Source organism: Amycolatopsis stemonae (assembly GCF_054781455.1).
Map to the genome: position 1 here is coordinate 160122 of NZ_BAAGUJ010000001.1, position 24916 is coordinate 185037.

Sequence of the window (24916 nt, forward strand, 5' to 3'; positions counted from 1 at the left end):
CGCCCCGGAGCCGCCGTGAGCACCCCGCGGAACGCGCACCTCGGCCCGTCCCACTCCCCGGAGCCACTGCCGTGAACACCCCGCTTTTCGCACCGCTGAGAGAGGCGCGCTTCCGCGCCCTCGTCACCGGCCGTACGTTCGCCGACTTCGCCAACGCCGTCGCCCCCTTCGCCCTGGCCTTCGCCGTCGTGGACCTGACCGGCTCGGCCGTCGACCTCGGGATCGTCGTCGGGGCGCGATCGCTCGCCAACGTGCTGCTCGTGCTCTTCGGCGGGATGCTCGCCGACCGGTTGCCGCGGTCGGTCATCCTGCAGGGCACCGAGACCGCCGCCGCGCTCACGCAGGCCGCCATCGCCGCGAGCGTCCTCTGCGGGTTCGCGTCCGTGCCGCTGCTGGTCGGGCTCAGCCTGGTCAACGGCGCCGTCTCGGCGATCTCGCTGCCCGCGGCCGCGTCGCTGACACCGTCGACCGTGCCCGCGCCACTGCTCGGCCAGGCGAACGCGCTCGTCCGGCTGCTCTCCAACGCGGGCCGCATCGCGGGGGCCGGGCTCGCCGGCGTCCTCGTCGCCTTCGCCGGCTCCGGGTGGGCGCTCGGCGGCAACGCCGTCCTCTTCCTCGCCGCCGCGCTGTCGTACCGCCGCATCCGGCTGCCGCGCGGCGAACGCATCCCCGGCAGCCGTCCGATCGCCGAACTGGCCGAAGGCTGGCGGGAGTTCCGCGCCCGATCGTGGGTCTGGCTGGTGGTGCTGCAGTTCATGATCGTCAACGCGGTCAACGCCGGCGCGCTGCTGGTCGTCGGCCCGCTGGTCGCCGACGACACCTTCGGCCGCACCGGCTGGGGCCTCGCGCTGGCCGTGCAGACGGCCGGGTCGCTGCTCGGCGGCGTCATCGCGGCACGCTGGCAGCCCCGGCGGATGCTGCTGATCGGCGTCGCGCTGGTCGTGGTCGACGCGCTGCCGATGCTCGCCCTCGGCCAGACGCCCTACCTGCTGCCGTTGCTGTTCGCGATGTTCCTCGCGGGTGTCGCGATCGAGCAGTTCGGCGTCGCCTGGGACGTGTCGCTGCAGGAGAACATCCCGCCCGAGAAGCTCGCGCGCGTCTACTCCTACGACATGCTCGGCTCGTTCGTCGCGATGCCGCTCGGCCAGATCGCCGCCGGCCCGCTGGCCGAGCACGCCGGCCGCTCGGCGACGCTCGTCGGCGGCGCGGCCCTGGTCGTCGGGGCGACCGCGGTCGTGCTGCTCAACCCGCAGGTGCGCAGGCTGGTCCGCCACGCGCCGGTCAGTTCGGCCGCACCAGCATGAGGTTGAGCGCACTCGCGCTGAAGACGACCTCGTCCTCCGCGTCGACGAACTCGATGCGCGTGCGCACCAGCCCCCGGTCCGGCTTCGAGCGCGAGAGCCGGGCCTCGACGACGGTCGCCCGCAGCCGCAGCACCGCACCCGGCCGCACCGGGCGAGGCCAGCGCAGCTCGTCGATGCCGGGACTGCCCAGGCTGGACACCGCGGACAGGTAGTGGTCGGCGAAGAGCCGCATCATCAGGCTCGCGGTGTGCCAGCCGCTCGCGATCAGCCCACCGAACGGCCCGGCCGCCGCGGCGGCCGGGTCGACGTGGAAGCTCTGCGGGTCGTAGCGCCGGGCGAACTCGAGGATCTCGGCTTCGGTCACCTCGACGTTGCCGCAGTCGTGGGTTTCGCCCGGGACGTAGTCCTCGAAGTAGCGCTCGCTCGTCATGGCCGCAGACTGCCACAGGCGCCTTCGGGCCGGAGGAGGCGCTAACGGCCGGCGCGGGGTTCCGGGGTCAGGTCGCGGTGACCGTCGATGCGCCACCAGCTCTCCAGCGTCTCCCGGAGCACCTTCAGCAGTTCGCCGCCCGTCTCCAACGGGACCAGCGCTGCCTGGCCGTCGCCCACGCGCAACGCCGCCGTCAAGCGGTCGCCCTGCTCGATCAGGCCGACCACCACGCTGGTCGGTTCGCCGGCGCTGTCCACGGTCGGAATGGCGCGCTCGTACCGCCAGCCTTCAGCGTTCACCCGGCCGACAGTGGCACAGCTTTCCCCGCCACGGCCCCGGTTTCACCCTCACGTGTGGTCAGGCGGGCGCCCAGGGCCGCACCTCTTCGAGCAGCTTCGCGACCGCCAGCACGAGGTCGTCCGAGTGCCGCGGGCCGACGATCTGCAGGCCCACCGGCAGCCCCGCCGACGTGTGGCCGGCCGGCACGCTGATCGCCGGCTGCTGGGTCATGTTGAACGGGTACGTGAACGGCGTCCACTCCGGCCATTCGCTCAGCCCGCTGCCCGGCGGCACGTCGTGACCGGCTTCGAACGCCGCGATCGGGACCGTCGGGGTGATCAGCACGTCGTAGCGCGTGTGGAACTCGCCCATCAGGATGCCCAGCGCGGCACGCTCGGCGGTCGCGTCGAGGTAGTCGCTCGCGCTCCACTTCTCGCCGAGCTCCCACACCTTGCGCAGGCCCGGGTCCGTCCGCTCCTCGGACCCCGGCGGGAACGTGCTCAGCAGCTTCGCCGCACCCGACGACCACAGGATGTCGAACGCCGGCTTCGGGTCGGCGAACCCGGGGTCGGTCTCCTCGATCTGCAGGCCCGCGTCGCCGAGCGCGCGGACCGCTGCCGCGACGACCGCCGCCACCTCCGGGTCGACGTCGACGTACCCGAGCGTCGGCGAGAACGCGGCGATCAGGCCGCGCACGTCCCGCCGGACCGCCTCGCGGAACGACGCCACGGGCGGCGCCAGCGCGGCCGGGTCGCGGTGGTCGGGGATCGACAGGACGTCCAGCAGCAGCGCGGTGTCGTCCACCGACCGCGCCATCGGGCCGGCGTGCGAAAGCGGGCCGAACGGGCTCGCCGGGAAGAGCGGGATGCGGCCGTGGGTCGGCTTGAGCCCGACGATCCCGCAGAACGACGCGGGGATCCGCACCGAGCCGCCGCCGTCGGTGCCGACGGAGAGCTCGCCCATGCCCGCCGCGACGGCCGCGGCGCTGCCGCCGCTCGACCCGCCCGCCGTCTTCGACGGGTCGACGGGGTTGCGCGTGATGCCGCACAGCGGGCTGTCGGTGACGCCCTTCCACGCGATCTCCGGCGTGGTCGTCTTGCCCAGAACCACCAGGCCGGCTTCGCGCATCCGCGCGGCGACCGGGCTGTCGACGTCCCACGGCTGGTCCGGGCTGATGCTCTTCGAGCCCCGGACGGTCGGCCAGCCCTGGGTGAGGAACATGTCCTTGATCGACGCCGGGACGCCGTCGAGCCAGCCGATCGGGTTGCCGTCCCGCCAGCGCACCTCCGACGCCTTCGCCTGCTCCAACGCGCGGTCGGCGTCGACGAGGCAGTAGGCGTTGCACTCGCCGTCGCGGGCTTCGATGGCCTGCAGCGCGTTCTGCGTCGCCTCGATCGGTGAAAGTTCGCCGGTCGCATAGGCGGCCACGAGCTCACTGGCGGTCAGCATCCTGTCGTTCATCCGGCTCCCTGGTTCCCCGACGGCACGTAGCCGAGCGTCTTGTCGACGACATTGCGCAGCGGCTCCCCAGCCTGCCAGCGGCGGAAGTTTTCGCTGAACACCTCGACGAGCGTGTTCCGCCAGCCGATGAAGTCGCCGGACATGTGCGGCGAGACCAGCACGTCCGGCATGCTCCACAGCGGGCTGTCGGACGGCAGCGGCTCAGTGTCGAACACGTCGAGCGCGGCGCCGGCGATGGTCTGTTTCTCCAGCGCGTCGACCAGGTCCGACGTCACGACCAGCTCACCCCGGCCCACGTTGACGAACCGCGCCGACGGCTTCATCGCCGCGAACGCGCGCGCGTCGAACATGCCCTTGGTGTGCTCGGTCAGCGGCGCGACGGCGACGACGTAGTCGGCTTGCGGCAGGAACTCGGTGAGCCGCGCGGAGTCGTGCACGACGCCGAAGTCCGGGTCGCCGGCGCGTTCCCGGCGGCCGGCACCGCTCACCCGCATCCCGGCCGCGCGCAGCAGCCGCGCGATGGCCCGGCCGATCGGCCCGGTGCCGACGACGACCACCTCGCGCCCGGCGATCCGTTCACTCTCGCGGTGCAGCCAGCGGCCCTCGCGCTGCAGGTCGTGCGACCGCGCGAAGTCCTTCGCGAACGCGAGGACGACCCCCAGCACGTACTCCGCGATGGCGTCGTCGAACACTCCCCGAGAGTTGGTCAGGACGACGTCGCTCTCCACCAGTCCGGGGAACAGCACCGGGTCGACACCGGCGCTCGCGATGTGCAGCCAGCGCAGGCGATCGGCCGCGTGCCAGGCACCCGGGACGGCGGTCGAGAGGAAGTCGTAGACGAAGAGCGCGTCCGCTCCGGACAGCGCTTCCGCCAGGCCGGCCGCGTCCGTGTAACGCACGACCGCCCCGGATTCGACAGCACGCATGTCCGGTGGGCGGTGCTCGCCACAGAGCACCGCCAGGACCGGGGTTTCCTGGGTTTCCGCGGCGATCACGTTGACACGGTAAGAGTGGCTCGTATGATTGTCAACAATCCGAGGAACGACCCCCGGAGCACCGGACGTGTCATCGAGTTCAGACGTATTCCGGAGGCTGAGCCTTGGATTTCGACTTCCTGGCGTTCGAAGGCCCGCTGGCGCAACGGGGCATCGGCGTCATCGCGCCCTTCGACCTCGCGCTGGAGCGCGAGCTCTGGCGCTGGGTCCCGATGGAGGTTTCCCTCCACCTCGCGCGGACGCCGTACGAGCCGGTGCCGGTCAGCATGGAGATGGCCCGCCTCGTCAGCGACAGCCACCACCTGGCCAGCGCGACGCGCGACGTGCTGCACGTCGAGCCCGAGGTCGTCGCCTACCTCTGCACTTCGGGCAGCTTCGTCAACGGCGTCGACTACGAGCGCTCGCTGACCAAGGCGATCTGCGACGCCGGCGCGCCGGACGCCGTCACCACCTCCGGCGCGCTGGCCGAGGTGCTGCACCAGCTCGACCTGCACCGCGTCTCGGTGCTGACGCCCTACGACGGCGACCTCACCCAGGCCCTGCACGATTTCCTCGGCGAGCTGAACGTCGAGACCGTCGCCAGCGACCACCTCGGGCTGGGCGGCGGCATCTGGAAGGTCAGCTACCGGACCATCGCCGAGCGCATCCTCGCCGCGGACCACAGCCAGGCCGAGGCGATCTTCGTCAGCTGCACGAACCTCCCCACCTACGACCTGATCGAGCCGCTGGAAGCCGCGCTCGGCAAGCCGGTGCTCACGGCCAACCAGCTGACCATGTGGGCGTGCCTGCGCCGCATGCACCTCCCCATCGTCGGACCAGGGAAGTGGCTGCGTGACGTGTCGTGAGAGACGGCTCCGGGGAATCCGCCCCGGCTCGCCCGCGGACCCGGCGGAGGGTAGGCGGGTTCGTGAGCCGATCGCGGGTTTCCCGGCCAGTCGTGAAGGTGTTCCTTGACCATCCCTCTAGGATTGTCGACAATTTGCGTCCCTCCGGAGGTTCCGTGCCCACCATCGGCTTCATCTACCCCGACCACGCGGCCGAAGACGACTACCCGCTGGCCGAGCAGCTGCTCGGTGGCGCGGCCGCCGACGAGGGCGACATCCGCCTCCCGGTCGAGCACATCTACGGCACCGACAAGCACGCCGTCGCCGAACTGCTCGACCTCGGCAGCGAAACCCGCCTCGCCGACGGCGCCGCCCTGCTCAAGAAGCACGAGCCGGACGCCGTCATCTGGGCCTGCACCAGCGGCAGCTTCGTCTACGGCTGGGACGGCGCGCGCGACCAGGCCGACCGCCTCACCGCCGTCGCCGGGGTCCCGGCCTCCAGCACCTCCTTCGCGTTCGTGCACGCCGCGCACGCCCTGGACGTCAAGCGGGTCGCCGTCGCCGCCAGCTACCCGGACGACATCGCCCGCCTGTTCGTGGCCTTCCTCAACGCCGGCGGCATCGAGGTCGTCTCGATGGCCAGCGCGGACATCATCACGGCCGCCGAAGTCGGCGCGATGAGCGCGGAAGCCGTCGTCGAGCTCGCCGTGCGCCACGACCACCCGGACGCCGACGCCGTCCTCGTGCCGGACACCGCCATGCGCACCCTCGGCGAAATCAACGCGATCGAGGAGGCGCTCGGCAAGCCCGTGCTGACCGCCAACCAGGTGACCGTCTGGGAGGGCCTGCGCCTGACCGGGCAGCACCGGCTCGTCCGCTCGCTCGGCGCGTTGTTCCGGCACCTGCCGGACGGGAGCGCCTGACATGGCCCTCCCGCCGGGCATGCTGCCCGAGATCGAGCCGGTCAGCCGCGAGTCGACGGCCGCGGTGATCGCGCGCCAGCTGCGCGACGCGATCATGACCGGCGCCCTCCCGCCCGGGACCCAGCTCGGCGAAACCGAGCTGGCGTCACGGTTCCAGGTGTCACGGGGGCCGCTCCGGGAAGCGATGCAGCACCTGGTGTCCGAAGGGCTCCTGCGCAGCGAACGGCACCGCGGCCTGTTCGTGATCGACCTCGAGCCGGGCGACGTCTACGACATCTATGCAGCGCGCTGGGCGATCGAACGAGCGGCCATGGTGCGCGCCATCCGTGGCGGCGACCGCGACCGGATCGCCGGCCTGCTCGAACACACCGTCGCCGAGATGGCGACCGCCGCGAGCGAAGACGACCCCACCGCACTCTCCACCGCGGACCTCAGGTTCCACGAAGCCCTCATCAACGCTTCCGGGAGCAAACGGCTCGTCCGGATGGCTCGGACCCTGCTCATCGAGACCCGGATGTGCCTGACCGCGCTCCAGAGCACCTACCAGCGGGTCGAGGAGCGCGTGGACGAGCACACGAAGCTCATCCAGGCGCTTCGTGACGGAGACGAAGAAACCGCGCTGGCGCTTCTCGAGGCCCACATGGAGGACGCCGTGCAGCGGCTCGCGCCGGGCACGAGCCTCCGGGAGGGGCAAGCCCCGCCGGTGCCGGGCAACGCGTGAGCGGAACTCCGACACCCGTGCTTTGAAGGCCTCGCCGCGTGCGGGCCGGATCGGCACCCGCACGTGGATCGGCCCGCGCACCCGGGACGGCGGTACACGTGCGTGGACGGCCGGCACGGGTTCCGGGAAGCAGTTGGCCGGGACGCCGCATCCGCAGTCAGCGCGCATGGCGCACCCCCAGGACCGGCTGGCCGCCCCGGTGCCCGGGCGACCACGGCCAGCGGCCGCGCTCGTCCACGTGAACCAGTTGCAGCGCAAGGATTTCCGGACCGTACAGGGCCGCCGCGAACACCAGGTGGGCCGGCGGGTCCGCCACCGCGACCACCTCGATCAGCGGCCCGCCCCGCAGCGGGATGCGTTCGCCCGCCGCGGGTGGCGACGCGTGCAGCGCGTGCGCTGCCAGGTCGTTCAGCAGTTCGGCGCATTCCGTCAGCGGCAGGCCGGTGACGACCAGTTCGGGCAGACCGTACGCGCTCAGGCCGATCGTGTAGGCCCACGGTGGATCCGCACCGGCGTCGTCCACGCCTTGCACGAGCCAGCCCCGGTCCGCCACGCCTTCCCGCAGCAGGGTCAGGTATTCGGACCGGGGCCGGTCCGGGTTTTCGCAGTACCAGCACATCGATGTCTCCTCCCCCTCGGTGGGTTCGCGACCACCGTGCCGGAGGGCACCGACAAAAACTCAGCCCAGCGCTTCGGCCACCGCCGTGCCGAGCCGCTCTGTGGTATCCGTGCCGCCGAGGTCCGGCGTGCGGACCCGGCCCTCGTCGAGCACCCGGTCCACCGCGGCCCGGATCGCTTGCGCGGCAACGGTTTCGCCCAGGTGTTCGACCAGCATCGCGGCCGCCAGGACCTGGGCCACGGGGTTGGCGATCCCTTGCCCCGCGATGTCCGGAGCGCTCCCGTGGACCGCCTCGAACATCGACGGATATTCACCCGATGGGTTGATGTTGCCGGACGGCGCCATGCCGAGTCCGCCGGTGATCGCGGCCGCCAGGTCGCTCAGGATGTCACCGAAGAGGTTCGACCCCACGATGACGTCGAGCCGGTCCGGCGCCTGGACCATGCGTGCTGCCAGCGCATCCACGTGCATCTGTTCACTGTGGACATCCGGGTACTCCGCCGCGATCTCGGCGAAGATCTCGTCCCAGAACGGCATCGAGTGGATCAGGCCGTTGGACTTCGTCGCCGAGCAGACGCGCGAAGACCGCGTGCGCGCCAGCTCGAACGCGTACCGGATGATCCGCGAAACGCCGACGCGCGTGAACACCGACTCCTGCAGCACGAACTCGTCCGGCCGCCCGGCGTTGTGCCGGCCGCCGATCGCGGAGTACTCCCCTTCGGAGTTCTCCCGGACGATGACGAGCTCCAGCTCCTCGGCCTTGCGCCCGGCCAGCACGGATGTCGTCCCCGGCAGCAACCGCACCGGCCGCAGGTTGACGTACTGCTGGAACGCGCGCCGCAGCGGGATCAGCAGGCCCCACAACGAAACGTGGTCCGGAACGCCCGGGAAGCCGACCGCGCCGAGCAGGATCCCGTCGAACGCCGAGAGCTGCTCGACGCCGTCCTCCGGCATCATCGCCCCGAGCTGCGCGTACCGCTCGCAGCTCCAGTCGAACTCCGTCCACTCCAACGAGAAGCCGAAGAGCGCGGACGCCCGGTCGAGGACCTTGCGGGCCTCGACCGTGACGTCCACGCCGATCCCGTCGCCGGGGATGCTCGCGATGCGGTAGGCCGTCACAGGGCCACCGCGATGTACTTGGTCTCCAGGAACTCTTCGATGCCCACCGAGCCGCCCTCGCGACCGAGCCCGGACTGCTTGATCCCGCCGAAGGGCGCCGCCGGGTTCGACACGATGCCCTGGTTGAGGCCGATCATGCCGGCTTCGAGGGCCTCGGAGACGCGCAGCGCGCGCTTGAGGTCGCTGGTGTACACGTAGGAAACCAGACCGAACTCGGTGTCGTTCGCCTTCGCCACCGCCTCTTCTTCGGTGTCGAACGACGTGATCGGGGCGACCGGCCCGAAGATCTCCTCGTGCGTCAGCCGCGCGTCCTGCGGGACGTCGGTGAGCACGGTGGCCTGGTAGAAGTGGCCGGGCCCGTCGACGCCGGCGCCGCCGGTGAGCACGCGCGCGCCGCGGTCGGTGGCGTCCTTGACCAGTTCCGTCACCTTGTCGACGGCCTTCTCGTCGATCAGCGGGCCGACGACGACGTCCTTCTCGGTGCCGCGGCCCATCGGCAGGGCCTGCATGCGCTCGGTCAGCCGTCGCGAGAACTCCTCCACGACGCCGCGCTGCACGTAGAAGCGGTTCGCCGCGGTGCACGCCTCGCCGATGTTGCGCATCTTCGCCTGCATCGCGCCGTCGATGGCGGCGTCCATGTCGGCGTCTTCGAAGACCAGGAACGGCGCGTTGCCGCCCAGCTCCATGGACGTCCGGAGGATCTTGTCGGCGCACTGTTCGAGGAGCTTCCGCCCGACGCCGGTGGAGCCGGTGAAGGAGAGCTTGCGGGCGCGGCCGTCGCGGATCAGCGGCTCCATCACGCCGCCGGAGTCGCTCGTCGTGATGACGTTGAGCACGCCCTCGGGCAGCCCCGCCTCGGCGAGGATGCCGGCGAGCGCGAGCATCGACAGCGGCGTCTGCGCGGCGGGCTTGATCACCGACGTGCAGCCCGCGGCGATCGCCGGGCCGATCTTGCGGGTGCCCATCGCCATGGGGAAGTTCCACGGCGTGATCAGCAGCGTGGGCCCGACCGGCTGCTTCGTGATGAGGAACCGGCCGACGCCGTTCGGGGCGGTGGCGAAGCCGCCGTCGATGCGGACGGCCTCCTCCGCGAACCAGCGGAAGAACTCGGCGGCGTAGGCGATCTCACCCTTCGACTCGGCGAGCGGCTTGCCCATCTCGAGCGTCATGAGCAGGCCCAGCTCGTCTTGGCGCTTCATCAGCAGCTCGTACGCGCGGCGCAGGATCTCGCCGCGTTCCCTCGGCGCCATCTTCGCGAAGTCCGATTGCGCGGCGACGGCGGCGTCCAGCGCCGCGACGCCGTCCGCCGGGGAGGCGTCGGCGACCTGGCACAGCTCCTTGCCGGTGGCCGGGTCGACCACCGGGAACGTCTTCCCGGACGCGGCGGCGACCCACTTGCCGCCGATGAACAGTTCCTTGCCGACCGCGTCGACGACGCCGGACTCGGTGCTCGTGCTCATCCCGACTGCTCCTCACGTGTTGTCCCGAGGGCCATGCTATGGATATTGTCAACAATCGACAACCCGCTCAACCGACCTAGGAGCACGCTGCCATGGCCCAGCTATCTCCGCTGCTCAAGCAGGCAACGCCCGTCGTGGTCGACCACGGTGAAGGGGTTTACCTCTACGACGTCGACGGCAAACGCCACCTCGACTTCACCGCCGGCATCGGCGTCACGAGCACCGGGCACTGCCATCCCCACGTCGTGCGGGCCGCGCAGGAGCAGATCGGCAAGCTCGTCCACGGGCAGTACACGACGGTGATGCACCAGCCGCTGCTGGAGCTGACCCGGCGCCTCGGCGACGTGCTGCCCAGCGGGCTCGACTCGCTCTTCTACTCGAACTCCGGCAGCGAAGCCGTCGAAGCGGCGTTGCGGCTTTCGCGACAGGCGACGAAGCGCCCGAACGTCATCGTCATGCAGGGCGGCTTCCACGGCCGGACCGTCGCCGCGGCGAGCATGACGACGTCCGGGACGCGGTTCAGCGCCGGCATCGGCCCGCTGATGGCGGGCGTGCACGTCGCGCCGTTCCCCTACGCCTACCACTACGGCTGGGACGAGCAGACCGCGACGAAGTTCGCGCTGCGGGAGCTGGACTACCTGTTCCAGACGGTCAGCGCGCCGAACGAGACCGCCGCGATCTTCGTCGAGCCGGTGCTCGGCGAGGGCGGGTACGTCCCGGCGAACACCGAGTTCATGGCCGGCCTGCGCGAGCGCGCCGACCGGCACGGCATCCTGCTGGTCGTCGACGAGATCCAGACCGGCTTCGGCCGCACCGGCAAGTTCTGGGGGCACGACCACTTCGACGTCTCCCCCGACATCGTCCTCATCGCGAAGGGCCTGGCCAGCGGCTTCCCGCTGTCGGGCATCGCCGCTTCGCAGGAACTGATGGCGAAGGCACTCCCGGGCTCGCAGGGCGGCACGTACGGCGGCAACGCGGTGTCATGCGCCGCGGCGATCGCGACGCTCGAGGTCATCCAGCAGGAGAACCTCGTCGAGAACGCCGCCGAGCGCGGGCGTCAGCTGCTCGAAGGCGCGCGGGTGATCGCGGACAAGACGCCGGCGATCGGCGAGGTGCGCGGTCTCGGGCTGCTGGTCGGCTCCGAGTTCACCACCGCCGACGGCGAGCCCGACGCCGCGACCGCGGCGGCCGCGCAGCAGACGGCCTCGAAGAGCGGCCTGCTGCTGCTCACGTGCGGGCCGTACATGAACGTCGTCCGCATGGTGCCGCCGCTGATCGTCAACGCCGAGCAGGTCGACGACGCGCTGCGCATCTGGGGCGACGTCGTCGCGTCCGTCACGGGGAGCTGAGCATGGCCCGGTACATCACGATCACGCTCGACAAGCGCGGTGTTTCCTGCCGTGCCCGATTGCTGGACGACGAAGCGCCGCGGACGTGCCGCGCGGTGTGGGACGCCCTGCCGCAGAGCGGCTCGGCCTACCACGCGAAGTACGCGCGCAACGAGGTCTACACGCTCGTGAAGCCCTTCGCGGACCCGAAGCCCGGCCGGGAGAACCCGACGATCACGCCGATCCCGGGTGACGTCGTGTACTTCGGCTTCGAGGCCTGGGAGATCGGCAACCCGGCGTACGGCTACGACGAAGGCAGCGAGGCCCACGGTGACCAGGGCGCCACCGACCTCGCGATCTTCTACGGGCGCAACAACCTGCTGATCAACGGCGACGCGGGCTGGGTGCCCGGCAACGTGTTCGCCACGATCGAGGAGGGCCTCGCCGAGATGGCGGCGGCCGCGCAGGACCTCTGGCTGCGGGGTGTCGAGGGCGAGACGCTCTCGTTCGCGCGAGCCTGAATCCCCTGTCCGGCAAGGGGACGCCGGGTGCGGTGACCGCATCCGGCGTCCCCTTCCCATGTCCGGAGCCACTCGAAAGGGTGATCACCGCGATTTCACTTTTCGTGGCTGGTGATCACCGGATCGAGCTACGCGCCTACCCGGGATGCCGGATCAAGGTCAGCATTACCGACAGTGATGTTCGCCCGCCCTGCTACCCACAGTGGTGGACCGCCGAAGTGGGCACCCCGGCGTCGAACACGAAGGGATTACATGTTTAGTATGGGAAGATTCCGCGGCGCCGGGGTCTCCCGGAAATGACTCTTTGACACGTCGCCAGCACGGTGAAAACCTGATTCCGCTCCCCACGGGGAGCTCTCCAGGGAATCAATGAGTTATTCGACAAGGAGTCATTCCATGCAGATGTTCGCCCAGCACGCCCACTACTGCCACGACATCATCTCCGGCGCGCTGGCGCACCTGGCGCACGTTCTCGGCTGGCTCGTCTGAGCCAGGCCAGAACCGGACGCCCGGCCGCGGGAAACCGCGGCCGGGCCGTTTTTACGCGAGTTTCCCCAACCGTGCGAAATCGTCGTCGGAAAGCGTGATCCCGGCGGCACCACAGTTTTCTTCGAGGTGCGCGAGCGACGACGTCCCGGGAATCGGGAGCACCACCGGCGCTCGACGCAGCAACCACGCGAGCGACACCTGGGCGGGTGTCGCTCCGAGGTCGGCCGCGACCTTTCCGAGCACTCCGCCCGCCGCCGCGTGGTCACCGCGCGCGATCGGCAACCAGGGCACGAACGCGATCCCTTCACGCTCGCAGTAGACGAGGACGTCTTCGGAGGTGCGGTCGGTCAGGTTGTAGCGGTTCTGGACGCTCGCGATGGGCGCGACGGCCCGCGCTTCGGCCAGCTGCGCGACGGTGACCTCGGACAACCCGATCCGGGCGACCTTGCCCTCGTCCCGCAGCCGGGCGAGCGCGCCGACCTGTTCGGCGAGCGGGACCTTCGAGTCCAGCCGGTGCAGCTGCAGCAGGTCGAGCCGCTCGACGCGCAGGCGCCGCAGCGAAAGCTCCGCCTGCTGCCGCAGGTATTCGGGCCGGCCGAGCGGCACCCATTCGCCGCGGCTCGGGCGCGCGTGACCGCATTTCGTCGCGATGAACAGTCCCTCGTACGGGTGGAGGGCGTCGGCGAGCAGTTCCTCGTTCAAGCCCAGGTCGTACGCGTCGGCGGTGTCGAAGAACGTCACCCCGAGCTCGGCCGCGCGGCGCGCGACCGCCGCGGCACCGTCGGGGACGTGGTCCCATTCGGTCAGCCGCATGGCGCCGAAACCCAGCCGCCGCACGGAAAAGCCGTCTTCGAAGGTGTACGTCGATGTCATGCCGGAAAGCTTCACGCGCCTGGCCGTCACCCGCCAGAGATTTAGTCACAGCTAAATCCTGATCTGTAACCGCCTGATCACAGGTTTCATCGGGATTTCATCGGCCCTCCCTAACGTCGCCGCCGCAGTGATCAACTGATGGAGGGGACTGCGCAATGAAAAACCTGAAACGGCTTTCGCTGATCGGGGCGGCGGTGGCGGCGCTCGTCACCGGCTTCGTGGCCGTGCCGGCCGCCCACGCCGACGGCGCGCACTACTACATCCTGATCGGCGGCACCTGCAACGGGAACGCCGACCAGTACCAGGAAGCGTGGCTGCGCGGCGGGATCCGCAAGGTCGTGAACTACCCGGCCGGCGCGTCCGGGCTGCCGGGGCCGTGCGGCCAGACGCCGATGGACCAGAGCGTCGCCATCGGCCGGGAAGAGGCGAAGCGCGTCGCGCAGGATTCGTTCCACGAAGACCCGGGCGGCGAATTCACCGTCGTCGGGTACTCGCAGGGCGCGATCGTCGCGAACTTCCTGCTGAACGACATCGCGGACGGCGTCGTCGACGTCGACAAGGGCCACTTCAACGCGAAGCTCTACGCGGACCCGATGCAGCCGGTCGGCCCGCCGGGACGCGGGATCAGCGCGGTGATCCCGCAGGGCGCGGGCGCACCGTCGCCGTTCGGGGGGTACGTCTCGTTCGGTCCGGGGCGGACGGACTTCGGCGGCATCCCGTACATCCGCTACTGCATCCAGACCGACGGGGTGTGCCACTTCGACACACCCGAAGCGCCGGGCGGCTACTTCGCGCAGCACTGGTGCTACGTCGAACGCCCGATCATGGAGAACACCCTCGCCGACGGCGTGTACACGAACTCGTCGATCGAGCTGCCGCGGCAGGACTGCCGTCCGCCGTGGCCGATCGGCTGATCCCGGCGGTCCGGGCAGGCGTCGCGAAGGCGCCCGCCCGGACCGCTCCGCGCTAATGTGAAAAACCTTCATAGCGGCGTACCGGCGGTACGTACTACGCTGCGGTAACCACAGCAACGGTGCGGAGGAGAGGCTGTCGATGGGCGACGTGGCGGCACGGCTGGCCGAGATCGTCGGGGACAAGAACCTGCTGACCGGCGAGGCGATTTCCGAGGACTACGCGCACGACGAAGCGTTGACCACGGAGCCGCAAAAGCCTGCGTACGTCGCGAAGCCGGCAACCCCCGAAGAAGTCGCGGAGCTGCTGAAGGCTGCTTCGGAGCACAACGTGCCTGTCACCGCGCGAGGCTCGGGAAGCGGACTCTCAGGCGCCGCGCGCCCGCAGAGCGACGGCCTGCTGATCTCCTTCGAGCGGATGAACGCGGTACTCGAAGTCGACACGGGCAACCACGTCGCCGTTGTACAGCCCGGTGTGACGCTCGCCGAACTCGACGCCAAGACCGCCGAAGCGGGGCTGAGCTACACCGTCTACCCCGGCGAGCTGAGCGCGAGTGTCGGCGGGAACGTCGGCACCAACGCCGGCGGGATGCGCGCGGTGAAGTACGGCGTCACGCGCAACAACGTCCTCGGCCTGCAGGCCGTGCTGCCGACCGGCGAGATCCTCCGGACCGGCGGCAAGACGTCGAAGATCTCCACCGGCTACGACCTCACGCAGCTGATCATCGGCTCCGAAGGCACCCTCGCGCTGGCCACCGAGATCACCGTCAAGCTGTACCCGCGGCTCACGCACGGCGCCACGGTGCTCGCCCCGTTCGGCGACTTCGGCCAGGTGATGGCCGCGGTGCCGGCGATCGTTTCCAGCGGGCTCGCGCCGCACATCCTCGAGTACATCGACAACATGACGATGGCCGCGATCGTCTACAACGAGAAGCTCGAGCTCGGCGTCCCGGACAAGATCCGCGAGACCAGCGAGGCGTACCTCGTGGTGGCGCTGGAGAACCGGGACAACGGACGCCTGCACGAGGACGTCGAGACGGTCGGCGAGCTGCTCGGAGAGCTCGGCGCGACCGACGTCTACGTCCTCGAAGGTCCCGCCGCGCGCAAGCTCATCGAAGCCCGCGAAAAGGCCTTCTGGACCGCGAAGGCGGCCGGCGCCGACGACGTGATCGACGTCGTCGTGCCGCGCACGGCCATGCCGCAGTTCATCACCAAGGCGCGCGAGCTGGCGATGGCCGCCGGGGGCGGTGCGCTCGGCTGCGGGCACGCCGGCGACGGCAACGTCCACCTCGCGATCTTCTGCAAGGACGCGGACAAGCGGAAGCAGCTCCTGACCGACATCTTCGCCCACGCGATGGGACTCGGCGGCGCGATCTCCGGCGAGCACGGTCTCGGCCGCTCCAAGGCGAAGTACCACCAGGACCTCGAAGACCCGGCGAAGATCGAGTTGATGCGCCGGATCAAGCAGAGCTTCGACCCCGCCGGGATCCTCAACCCCGGCGTTCTCTTCCCCGAAGGAACAGCATGAGTGAGCTTGCGAACGAATCATTCAACACTGCGTTTGCCGCTCAGGCCGCGCCGAGCGTCAGCGAGGTGTGCGCATGAGTGAGCTGAACGGCGCCCAGTCCCTGATCCGCACGCTGGTCGACGCCGGTGTCGAGGTGTGCTTCGCGAACCCCGGCACGTCGGAGATGCACTTCGTCGCCGCGCTCGACACCGTCCCGGAGATGCGGGGCGTGCTCGCGCTCTTCGAAGGCGTCGTCACCGGGGCTGCGGACGGCTACGCGCGCATCGCGGACAAGCCCGCCGCGACGCTGCTGCACCTCGGCCCGGGCCTGGGCAACGGCCTGGCGAACCTGCACAACGCGCGCCGCGCGCACACGCCGATCGTGAACGTCATCGGCGACCACGCGACCTACCACAAGCAGTACGACGCGCCGCTCGAGTCGGACATCGAGTCCATCGCGAGCTCGCTCGAAGGCTGGGTGCGCCGCTCAGAGCACACCAAGGACGTCGGGGCGGACGCCGCCGCCGCGGTCGCCGCGGCGCAGGACGCGCCCGGCCGGGTCGCGACGCTGATCCTGCCCGCGGACGCTTCGTGGGGCGAAGGCGGCGAGACGTGTGCGCCGATCCCGCCGCGCGTTCCGCAGACCGTCGACGCGACGACCGTCAAGGACGTCGCCGCGGTGTTCGGCACCGGCGAGCCGGTCGCGCTGCTCATCGGTGGCGGCGCGTGCCGCGAGGAAGGCCTGCGTGCCGCCAGCCGGATCGCGGCCGCGACCGGCGCGAAGGTGTTCGTCGAGACGTTCCCGGCGCGGCTGGAGCGCGGTGCCGGCCTGCCGACGATCGAGCGGCTCGGCTACCTCGCGGAGCAGGTCACCTACCAGCTCGACGGGGTCAAGCACCTCGTCGTCGCGGGCACGAAGGCGCCTGTGTCGTTCTTCGCTTACCCGGGCAAGCCGAGCGACCTGGTGCCCGAAGGCGCGCAGGTGCACAGCCTCGCGGCGGTAGGCCAGGACGTCACGCGCGCGCTGAACGAGGTCGCCGACCTCGTCGCCGCGGACACCGAACCCGTGCTGGCGCAGGCGTCCCGGCCCGCGCTGCCCAGCGGTCCGCTGACCCCGCAGAACTGGGTCGACGTGATCGGGGCGCTGCTGCCGGAGAACGCGATCATCGCCGACGAGGCCAACACGTCCGGCCTGATGCTGCCGATGGCGACGGCCGGCGCGCCGCGTCACGACGTGCTGACGCTGACCGGCGGCGCGATCGGATACGGCATGCCCGTCGCGACCGGCGCCGCCATCGCGGCACCGGACCGGCCGGTGCTGAACCTGCAATCGGACGGCAGCGCGTTGTACACGATCTCGGCACTGTGGACGCAGGCGCGGGAGAACCTGAACGTCACGACGGTGCTGCTCAACAACCGCGCGTACGCGATCCTGCGGATGGAGCTGCAGCGCGTCGGCGCGGAGTCGGGCGGCCCGAAGGCGAACGAGCTGCTCGACCTGTCCCGCCCGGACATGGACTTCGTGAAGATCGCGGAGGGCATGGGCGTCCCGGCGACCCGCGCGACGACGGCCGAAGAGCTGGCCGAGCAGCTGCAGCGCGCCTTCGCCGAGCCGGGACCGCACCTCATCGACGCCGTGGTGCCGCCGCTGCTGTGAACCGGACTATTCTCCCGGGCACACCCTGAGCCCGGGAGCGGCGATGAGCGAAGACGAACACGCGAAGCGGGGCATCGACCTCGAAAGACCGAACGCCGCGCGCGTGTACGACTACATGATCGGCGGCGAGCTGAACTACGCCGTGGACCGGATGTTCGCCGACCGGATCCTCAGCGTGCTGCCGAACGCGCGGCACATGGCGCTGGTCAACCGGGCGTGGCTGCGGCGCGCGGCGCGGTTCGCCGCGGAGCAGGGCGTCCGGCAGTTCCTCGACATCGGCTCGGGGATGCCGACGGTCGGGCACGTGCACGAGGTCGTCCAGGAGGTCGACCCCACGTCGCGCGTGGTGTACGTCGACAACGAGCCGATCGCCGTCGCGCACAGCGAGATCGTGCTGGAGGGCAACGACAACGCGGCGATGGTCCAGGCCGACGCCGAGTACCCGGACGAAGTCCTGGAGGCCCCGGCGACCGAAGCCCTCCTGGACTTCAGCGAGCCGGTGATGGTGATCATGGCGGCGTTCGTGCACTTCATCCCGGACTCGCGGGACCCCGCGGGGCTGATCGCCGCCTACCGCGACGTCCTCGCGCCGGGCAGCTACCTGGCATTGTCGTCGGGCACGTGGGAAGGGCAGGGCGAGGAGTCGCAGCGCTCGGTCGCGCTGTACGAGAAGAGCGGCACGCCCCTGACGTTGCGTTCGCCCGACGAACTGCGCGCGCTGGTGAAGGGCTTCGAGATCCTTCCGCCGGGCGTCGTGTTCACGCCGGAGTGGCGCCCCGACGGGCCGCTCGAGGACCCGCCGGAGCTGTCGGGCGGGCTGGCGTTGGTGGGCCGCAAGGAGTGAACGGCCGCTATCCTCGCCGTCACACCGACGGCGAGGAGCGGCGATGACCGACGAACACGCGGCGCGCGGGATCGACTTCGACAAGCCGAACGCGGCGCGCGTGTACGACTACCTGATCGGCGGCAAGCTCAACTACGCCATCGACCGGATGTTCGCCGAGAAGATCCTCGAGGTGCGGCCGGAGGCGAAGGACCTGGCCCTGCTGAACCGGCGCTGGCTGCGCCGGGCGGTGCGCTTCGGCGCCGAGCAGGGCATCCGGCAGTTCCTCGACATCGGCTCGGGCATGCCGACCGTCGGGCACGTGCACGAGGTGGTCCAGGCCATCGACCCGGCCGCCCGGGTGGTCTACGTCGACAACGAGCCGGTGGCCGTCGCGCACAGCGAAATCGTGCTGAAGGACATCGACAACGTCGAAATGGTCCAGGCCGACGCCGAGCTGCCGGACGAGGTCCTCGAACACCCCACCACCGAGCGGCTGATCGACTTCGGCCGGCCCGTGATGGTCGTCATGGCCGCGTTCATCCACTTCATCCCGGACGAGCGCGACCCCGCCGGGCTGATCGCCGCCTACCGCGACGTCCTCGCGCCGGGCAGCTACCTGGCGCTGTCGTCGGGGACGTTCGAGGGGCAGGGCGAGGAGGTCCGCCAGGCGGCCGCGCTCTACCAGAAGAGCGGCACCGAAGTCGTCGCGCGGTCGAAGGACGAACTGCGCGCGCTGCTGGACGGCTTCGAGCTCGTGCCGCCGGGGATCGTGTTCACGCCGGAGTGGCGCCCGGACGACCCCGCCGAGGTCGGCGCCCACCCGGAGCTGGCCAGTCAGCTGGCTTTGGTGGCCCGCAAGGATTAGCCGTGCGCTGGGTTTACGTCGTCACGCACCCCGAAGCCACCCACCACGTCGAGAACCGGGTCGGCGGCTGGTTCGACTCCGCGCTGACGGCCCGTGGCCGCCTGCACGCCGGGGCGGTCGCCGCCCGGCTCTACGAGCTCGTCCCGCGGACGGCGCGGATCGCGTTGTACAGTTCCGACCTCCGGCGCGCGGTCGAGACGGCGTCGCCGATCGCGCGGCTCTTCGACGTCGAGCCCACGCTCGTGCGCGACCTCCGCGAGAAGTCCTACGGCCAGGCCAGCGGACGGTCTCAGGCGTGGCTCGACGAGCGTTTCGTGCCGCCACCGGCCACGGGCGAACGGCTCGACCACGACGAAGGGATCGAGGGCGCCGAGACCAAGCTCGAGTGGGTGACCCGCGTGTACCGCGCGGTGGATGGAATCCGCGCCGCGGCCGGCGAGCACCAGGTGGTCGTCACGCACGGCGGCTCGCTGAGCTGGGTCGTCGCGGCGTGGCTGGGCCTGCCTGTCACGGCGTGCGCGTACGCGTCGTTCCGGGCGAGTGCCGGCGGCATCACCGTGCTGCACGAAGACGACCGATTCGGCAACCGGACGCTGCACACGCTGAACGACACGAGCCACTTGATCGGGTGACCCGCTATCCTCGCCGTCACCACCGATCATGGAGCGGCGATGAGTGAAGACGAGTACGCGCGGCGCGGCATCGACCTCGACAAGCCGAACCCCGCGCGCGTGTACGACTACATCCTCGGCGGGCAGCTCAACTACGCCGTCGACCGGATGTTCGCCGACCAGGTGCTGGCCGCCCAGCCGAACGCGCGGGAGCGGGCCCAGCTGAACCGGCAGTGGCTGCGCCGCGCGATCCGGTTCGGGATGGACCAGGGCATCCGGCAGTTCCTCGACATCGGCTCGGGCATGCCGACGGTGGGGCACGTCCACGAAGTCGCGCAGTCGATCGACCCGACCTCGCGCGTCGTGTACGTCGACAACGAGCCGGTCGCCGTCGCGCACAGCGAGATCGTGCTGGAAGACAACGAGAACGCGGCCATGGTGCACGCCGACGCCGAGTTCCCGGACGACGTCCTCGAGCACGAGACCACCGAGATGATGCTGGACCTCGACCAGCCGGTGATGGTCGTGATGGCGTTGTTCGTGCACTTCATCCCGGACGAGCGCGACCCGGCCCGGCTGATCGGTGCCTACCGCGACGCGCTGGCGCCCGGCAGCTACCTGGCGATGTCGTCGGCGACCCCGGAACAGCAGAGCGCGGGGACGGCGCGGGCCGTGGCGATGTACCAGAAGAGCGCGAACCCGGTGACGCCCCGCTCGGCCGACGAACTGCGCGCGCTGGTGGACGGCTTCGAGATCGTCGACCCGGGCATCGTCTTCATCCCGGAGTGGCGGCCCGACTCCCCCGCGGACGTCCCGGCGAACCCCGTCGAGTGCGGCGGCCTGGCCCTGGTGGCGCGCAAGGACTAGACGGCGACCAGTTCCGGCGCCACCTTCGTCTTCGGGACCAGCGCCGCGAGCAGCACGCCCGCGAGCGCGGCGCACGCCGCCACCGCGAACGTCGCCCGGAAGCCGAACAGCGACGGCACCGGCAGGCCGCCCACGGTGATCGTCAGCTGGGCCAGCATCGCCGCCATCACCGCGCTCGAGATCGCCGTGCCGACCGAGCGCATCAGCGAGTTGAGGCCGTTCGCGGACGCCGTTTCGGTGACCGGCACCGAGCCCATGATCAGTGCCGGCATCGCCGCGTACGCGATCCCGACACCCGCGCCGATGATCACCGACGCCGTGATCAGCTCCAGCGCGTTGTCCATCAGCACGATCGCGAACGCGTACCCGACGGCGATCACCAGGGCGCCGCTCATCAGCGTCGGGCGCGGGCCGAACCGGGCGATCAGCCGCGCGGAAACCGGCGAGAGCAGCATCATCACCAGGCCGTTCGGGGCGAGCGTCAGCCCGGACTCGACCATGGTCTGGCCCAGCCCGTAGCCCGTCGACGCCGGCGCCTGCAGCAGCTGCGGGAACGACAACGCCATCGCGTACAGCGCGAAGCCGACCATGATCGACGCCAGGTTCGTGAACAGCACCGGGCGGCGCGCGGACACCCGGAGGTCGACCAGCGGGTCGCGCCGGCGCAGCTGGTAGGCGCCCCAGCCGAGCAGGATGACGACCGCCGCCGCGGCCAGGCCGAGCGTCGGCAGGCTGGTCCAGCCCCACGCGCCGCCCTTCACGACCGGCAGCAGCAGGCAGAGCAGCCCGGCGGCCAGGCCGAACGCGCCGAAGTAGTCGAACGACGCGGGCGTGCGCAGCGGCGACTCCGGCACGACGGCGACGATCAGCAGCGCGCAGGCGAACCCGAGCGCGGCGGCCATCCAGAACAGCACGTGCCAGTCGGCGTTCTCCGCTACGACGGCCGCGACCGGCAGCCCGATCGCGCCGCCCACCCCGAGCGTCGCGCTCATCAGGGAGATCGCGCCGCCGACGCGTTCGGGCGGGAGCTCGTCGCGCATGATGCTGATGCCGAGCGGGATCACACCCATCGCGCAGCCCTGCAGGCCGCGGCCGAGGATGTGGAACCCGAGCTCGCTGGTCGTCGCGGACACGATCGAACCGGCGATGAGCAGCGCGAGGCTGACGAGGATCATCCGCCGCTTGCCGTAGAGGTCGCCGAGCCGCCCGCTCACCGGGGTGATGACGGACGCCGCCAGCAGCGTCACGGTGACGACCCAGGACGCGTCGGCCGCCGAAGCGTTCAGCAGCCGCGGGAACACCGGGATGAGCGGCACGACCAGCGTCTGCATGAACGAAGCGACCAGCCCGCACGAGGCAAGCACCACGACGATCGCGGAACCGGACCGTCCGGGTCGGGACACCACCACACCCCCAGTGCGTAGTTAGTACGCATCATGCAACTTCATGCACTGTACCCACGCACTGGGGGATTTCCGCCTCGATTGGTGCTCTCGTCACAGCCAGGTGCGCACGCCGCCGTGCCCGGAGCAGGTGCCGGAGCGGTGCTGGCTGTAGCTGTAGCTGCCGTCCTTGCAGAGCGCCGTCGCGCCGGACGGGTTGTCGCTGGGCCGGTGGACGCAGTTGCCGCTCGAGTTCACGTAGTAGTCCGCGCCGCACTCGGCGGGTTTCGGCGCGGCCTGCGCGGTGCTCTTCGGCGCGGTCTTGGGCTTCGCCGCCGCGGTCGTCTTCGGCGCGACGGCCTGCGGTGTGGTCACCGGTGCCGCCGTGGTGGCGACCGGCGCCTCGGACGTGGGCGTCTCCGTCGTGACCGGAACGGAATACGCCGGCGTCGAAGACGTCGAAGCCGGTGCTTCGAGAACGCCGACGCTGCCCGGGTCCTTGACCTGCGGAGCACCGACGCCACACCCCGCGACCAGCAGGCCTGCGGCCAGGATCAACCCCAGTTTCTTGCTCACGAACACCCCTTAGCTACGCGAACCAATGCCGCAGAGTCGCTCGCTCCGGAGTGTTTGTTACGCCCTTGGACTCGACGCTTCGCGCGCGAAGGCTACGAAGCCGCTGTCGTGGAGGACAACGCGCGTAGCGCTGTGAAACGCCGTGAAGGCCCCCTCGCGACGCGAGGAGGCCTTCACGGACTTACGGCTTATTCGTAGATCTCGCCCTTGGCGGCCTTCTCCACCAGCGAAGCCGGCGGCTCGAAGTGGTCGCCGTACCGGGCGGCCAGCTCGCGGGACCGGTCGACGAAGCCCTGCAGGCCACCCTCGTACTGGTTGATGTACTGGATGACACCGCCGGTCCACGCCGGGAAGCCGATGCCGAAGATCGAGCCGATGTTGGCGTCCGCGACCGACGTCAGCACGCCTTCGTCGAAGCACTTCACCGTCTCGAGCGCCTCGGCGAACAGCATCCGCTCCTTGAGGTCCTCGAACGGCACCTCGGTCGAGCCGGACTTGAACGCGTCACGCAGGCCCGGCCACAGCCCGACGCGCTTGCCTTCGGCGTCGTACTCGTAGAAGCCCGCGCCGGTCGAGCGGCCCTTGCGGTCGTACTCGTCGAGCATCTTGTCGATGACGGCCTCGGACGCGTGCGCCTTCCACGTACCGCCCGCGGCTTCGATCGCCTCGCGGGTCTCCTTGCGGATCTTGCGCGGCAGCGTCAGGGTCAGCTCGTCCATCAGCTGCAGCGGCGGCGCCGGGTAGCCGGCCTGCGAACCCGCCTGCTCGATCGACGCCGGCTCGACACCCTCGCCCAGCGCGGCGACGGCCTCGTTGATGAACGTGCCGATGACGCGCGAGGTGAAGAAGCCGCGGCTGTCGTTGACGACGATCGGGGTCTTCTTGATCTGCAGCGTGTAGTCGAAGACCTTCGCCAGCGTCGCCGGCGACGTCTTCTCGCCGCAGATGATCTCGACCAGCGGCATCTTGTCGACCGGCGAGAAGAAGTGGATCCCGATGAAGTCCTCGGTGCGCTGCACGCCCTCGGCGAGGGTGGTGATCGGCAGCGTCGAGGTGTTGGAACCCAGGACCGCGTCGGCGTTCACGACGCTCTCGATCTCGCCGAACACCTTGTGCTTCAGCTCGACGCTCTCGAACACGGCCTCGATGACGAAGTCGACGCCGGCGAAGTCGGCCGGGTCGGCGGTCGGCTTGATCTTCGCCAGCAGCGCGTCCGACTTCTCCTGCGTGGTCTTGCCGCGCGAGAGGGCCTTCTGCTCGAGCTTCTCCGCGTAGCCCTTGCCCTTCTCGGCCGCCTCCTGCGAGACGTCCTTGAGGACGACGTCGATGCCGGCCTTCGCCGACACGTACGCGATCGCGGCGCCCATCATGCCCGCGCCGAGCACACCGACCTTCTTGGCGGTGTACTTCTCGAAGCCGTCCGGCCGCGAACCGCCGGAGTTGATCGTCTGCAGGTCGAAGAAGAACGCCTTCGTCATGTTCTTCGAGACCTGGCCGGTGGCGAGGCTGATGAAGTAGCGCGTCTCGATCAGGATCGCGGTGTCGAAGTCGACCTGCGCGCCCTCGATCGCGGCGGCCAGGATCGCCCGCGGCGCCGGCATGTTCGCGCCCTTGATCTGCTTGCGCAGGTTCGCCGGGAACGCCGGGAGGTTGGCCGCGAAGCTCGGGTTCGACGGCGTGCCGCCCGGGATCTTGTAGCCCTTCACGTCCCACGGCTGGACGCCGCCCTCGGGGTTCGCCTTGATCCACGCCTTCGCGGCGGGGACGAGCTCCTCGACCGTGCCGACGAGCTCGTGCACCAGGCCGAGCTCGAGCGCCTTGGCCGGGCGGTGCCGCTGGCCCTGCAGCAGGACGTTCAGCAGCGCGCTCTGGATACCCAGCAACCGGACAGTGCGCACGACACCGCCGCCGCCGGGCAGCAGGCCCAGCGTCACCTCGGGCAGGCCGATCTGGCTGCCCTTGACGTCGGCGGCGATGCGGTGGTGCGTCGCCAGCGCGATCTCGAGACCGCCGCCGAGCGCGGCGCCGTTGATCGCCGCGACGACCGGCTTGCCGAGCTGCTCGATCCGCCGCATCTGCCCCTTCATGAGGCTCGACGACTCGGTGAACTCGACCGCGTTCTCGGGCTTCGCCTGGATGAGGTCGTTCAGGTCGCCGCCGGCGAAGAACGTCTTCTTGGCGGACGTGATGACGACGCCGGTGATGGAGTCCTTCTCGGCCTCCAGGCGGTCGACGGTGACGCCGAGCGACTCGCGGAAGTCGGCGTTCATCGTGTTCGCCGACTGCTTCGGGTCGTCCAGGGTCAGCGTGACGATGCCGTCGGAGTCCTGCTCCCAGCGGATGGTCTTGCTCTCGGCCATTGTGGTCC

General features: G+C 70.4%; 24 protein-coding genes. 13 read left to right on the forward strand and 11 right to left on the reverse strand.

The window, feature by feature from the left end:
* The first annotated feature begins 71 nt into the window (after positions 1–71).
* Positions 72–1304: an MFS transporter gene (locus ACYVLJ_RS00910; protein WP_460437430.1), complete on the forward strand. Its 1233-nt coding sequence runs from the start codon at positions 72–74 to the stop codon at positions 1302–1304.
* Here ACYVLJ_RS00910 and ACYVLJ_RS00915 read toward each other — a convergent pair.
* The 4 genes from ACYVLJ_RS00915 to ACYVLJ_RS00930 are packed head-to-tail and all read right to left on the reverse strand — an operon-like array spanning position 1282 to position 4400.
* Entirely contained in the window at positions 1282–1734 is a 453-nt protein-coding gene (locus ACYVLJ_RS00915; protein WP_460437431.1) for a MaoC family dehydratase, read from the reverse strand. The genes ACYVLJ_RS00910 and ACYVLJ_RS00915 overlap by 23 nt on opposite strands.
* A 41-nt stretch (positions 1735–1775) precedes the next feature.
* Positions 1776–2033 carry a hypothetical protein gene (locus ACYVLJ_RS00920; protein ID WP_451967855.1) on the reverse strand — a complete coding sequence of 86 codons (258 nt, stop codon included), beginning with the start codon at positions 2031–2033 and terminating at the stop codon, positions 1776–1778.
* 58 nt (positions 2034–2091) lie between these two features.
* A complete protein-coding gene (locus ACYVLJ_RS00925) occupies positions 2092–3474 on the reverse strand; it encodes an amidase (RefSeq protein ID WP_460437432.1) in 1383 nt (460 codons plus the stop codon).
* Positions 3471–4400, reverse strand: coding sequence for a D-2-hydroxyacid dehydrogenase (locus tag ACYVLJ_RS00930; RefSeq protein ID WP_460437991.1), 930 nt, complete (start codon positions 4398–4400; stop codon positions 3471–3473). Before ACYVLJ_RS00930 ends, ACYVLJ_RS00925 begins: the two co-directional genes overlap by 4 nt.
* Before the next feature lie 173 nt (positions 4401–4573).
* Between ACYVLJ_RS00930 and ACYVLJ_RS00935 the strand changes: the two genes are divergently transcribed.
* The 3 genes from ACYVLJ_RS00935 to ACYVLJ_RS00945 all read left to right on the forward strand — a co-directional run bounded on the left by ACYVLJ_RS00935 (position 4574) and on the right by ACYVLJ_RS00945 (position 6937).
* Entirely contained in the window at positions 4574–5314 is a 741-nt protein-coding gene (locus tag ACYVLJ_RS00935; protein ID WP_451967859.1) for a maleate cis-trans isomerase family protein, read from the forward strand.
* A gap of 155 nt (positions 5315–5469) precedes the next feature.
* Complete coding sequence (locus tag ACYVLJ_RS00940) at positions 5470–6216, forward strand: maleate cis-trans isomerase family protein (protein WP_460437433.1); 747 nt, start codon at positions 5470–5472, stop codon at positions 6214–6216.
* Between the two features lies 1 nt (position 6217).
* A complete protein-coding gene (locus ACYVLJ_RS00945) occupies positions 6218–6937 on the forward strand; it encodes a GntR family transcriptional regulator (RefSeq protein ID WP_451967863.1) in 720 nt (239 codons plus the stop codon).
* Between the two features lie 157 nt (positions 6938–7094).
* Here ACYVLJ_RS00945 and ACYVLJ_RS00950 read toward each other — a convergent pair whose 3' ends face one another.
* Genes ACYVLJ_RS00950 through ACYVLJ_RS00960 form a run of 3 tightly spaced genes read right to left on the reverse strand, consistent with a single transcriptional unit; the run spans position 7095 to position 10135 of the window.
* Complete coding sequence (locus ACYVLJ_RS00950; protein WP_460437434.1) at positions 7095–7556, reverse strand: DUF4262 domain-containing protein; 462 nt, start codon at positions 7554–7556, stop codon at positions 7095–7097.
* 60 nt (positions 7557–7616) lie between these two features.
* Positions 7617–8675, reverse strand: a complete 1059-nt coding sequence (locus ACYVLJ_RS00955) for a tartrate dehydrogenase (protein ID WP_451967866.1) — start codon at positions 8673–8675, stop codon at positions 7617–7619.
* The gene (locus ACYVLJ_RS00960; protein ID WP_460437435.1) at positions 8672–10135 is read right to left on the reverse strand and encodes an NAD-dependent succinate-semialdehyde dehydrogenase; all 1464 of its coding nucleotides are present in this window, start codon (positions 10133–10135) and stop codon (positions 8672–8674) included. The genes ACYVLJ_RS00955 and ACYVLJ_RS00960 overlap by 4 nt, the downstream gene beginning before the upstream one ends.
* 92 nt (positions 10136–10227) lie before the next feature.
* Between ACYVLJ_RS00960 and ACYVLJ_RS00965 the strand changes: the two genes are divergently transcribed.
* Entirely contained in the window at positions 10228–11484 is a 1257-nt protein-coding gene (locus ACYVLJ_RS00965; RefSeq protein WP_460437436.1) for an aspartate aminotransferase family protein, read from the forward strand.
* 2 nt (positions 11485–11486) lie between these two features.
* The gene (locus tag ACYVLJ_RS00970) at positions 11487–11984 is read left to right on the forward strand and encodes a DUF3830 family protein (protein ID WP_451967872.1); all 498 of its coding nucleotides are present in this window, start codon (positions 11487–11489) and stop codon (positions 11982–11984) included.
* A 540-nt stretch (positions 11985–12524) separates the two neighbouring features.
* Here the strand turns inward: ACYVLJ_RS00970 and ACYVLJ_RS00975 are convergent.
* Positions 12525–13346, reverse strand: a complete 822-nt coding sequence (locus ACYVLJ_RS00975; RefSeq protein WP_460437437.1) for an aldo/keto reductase — start codon at positions 13344–13346, stop codon at positions 12525–12527.
* Between the two features lie 155 nt (positions 13347–13501).
* Here ACYVLJ_RS00975 and ACYVLJ_RS00980 point away from each other — a divergent pair, with 155 nt between their 5' ends.
* The 7 genes from ACYVLJ_RS00980 to ACYVLJ_RS01010 all read left to right on the forward strand — a co-directional run bounded on the left by ACYVLJ_RS00980 (position 13502) and on the right by ACYVLJ_RS01010 (position 20590).
* Positions 13502–14260 (forward strand): PE-PPE domain-containing protein, encoded by a 759-nt coding sequence (locus tag ACYVLJ_RS00980; RefSeq protein ID WP_451967876.1) that lies wholly within the window; start codon positions 13502–13504, stop codon positions 14258–14260.
* Positions 14261–14399: 139 nt separating this feature from the next.
* Positions 14400–15785 carry an FAD-binding oxidoreductase gene (locus ACYVLJ_RS00985; RefSeq protein WP_460437438.1) on the forward strand — a complete coding sequence of 462 codons (1386 nt, stop codon included), beginning with the start codon at positions 14400–14402 and terminating at the stop codon, positions 15783–15785.
* Between the two features lie 73 nt (positions 15786–15858).
* Entirely contained in the window at positions 15859–17421 is a 1563-nt protein-coding gene (locus ACYVLJ_RS00990) for an acetolactate synthase large subunit (protein WP_460437439.1), read from the forward strand.
* A gap of 43 nt (positions 17422–17464) precedes the next feature.
* Positions 17465–18265: a class I SAM-dependent methyltransferase gene (locus tag ACYVLJ_RS00995; protein WP_460437440.1), complete on the forward strand. Its 801-nt coding sequence runs from the start codon at positions 17465–17467 to the stop codon at positions 18263–18265.
* A 43-nt stretch (positions 18266–18308) separates the two neighbouring features.
* Positions 18309–19112 carry a class I SAM-dependent methyltransferase gene (locus ACYVLJ_RS01000; RefSeq protein ID WP_460437441.1) on the forward strand — a complete coding sequence of 268 codons (804 nt, stop codon included), beginning with the start codon at positions 18309–18311 and terminating at the stop codon, positions 19110–19112.
* A 2-nt stretch (positions 19113–19114) separates the two neighbouring features.
* Entirely contained in the window at positions 19115–19744 is a 630-nt protein-coding gene (locus ACYVLJ_RS01005) for a histidine phosphatase family protein (RefSeq protein ID WP_460437442.1), read from the forward strand.
* A gap of 39 nt (positions 19745–19783) precedes the next feature.
* A complete protein-coding gene (locus ACYVLJ_RS01010) occupies positions 19784–20590 on the forward strand; it encodes an SAM-dependent methyltransferase (RefSeq protein ID WP_451967887.1) in 807 nt (268 codons plus the stop codon).
* Here the strand turns inward: ACYVLJ_RS01010 and ACYVLJ_RS01015 are convergent.
* The 3 genes from ACYVLJ_RS01015 to ACYVLJ_RS01025 all read right to left on the reverse strand — a co-directional run bounded on the left by ACYVLJ_RS01015 (position 20587) and on the right by ACYVLJ_RS01025 (position 24908).
* Positions 20587–21999, reverse strand: a complete 1413-nt coding sequence (locus tag ACYVLJ_RS01015; protein ID WP_451967889.1) for an MFS transporter — start codon at positions 21997–21999, stop codon at positions 20587–20589. The genes ACYVLJ_RS01010 and ACYVLJ_RS01015 overlap by 4 nt on opposite strands.
* A gap of 87 nt (positions 22000–22086) precedes the next feature.
* A complete protein-coding gene (locus ACYVLJ_RS01020) occupies positions 22087–22548 on the reverse strand; it encodes a DUF3761 domain-containing protein (RefSeq protein ID WP_460437443.1) in 462 nt (153 codons plus the stop codon).
* Positions 22549–22736: 188 nt separating this feature from the next.
* Positions 22737–24908 (reverse strand): fatty acid oxidation complex subunit alpha FadB, encoded by a 2172-nt coding sequence (locus ACYVLJ_RS01025; protein WP_460437444.1) that lies wholly within the window; start codon positions 24906–24908, stop codon positions 22737–22739.
* Between the last annotated feature and the right edge of the window lie 8 nt (positions 24909–24916).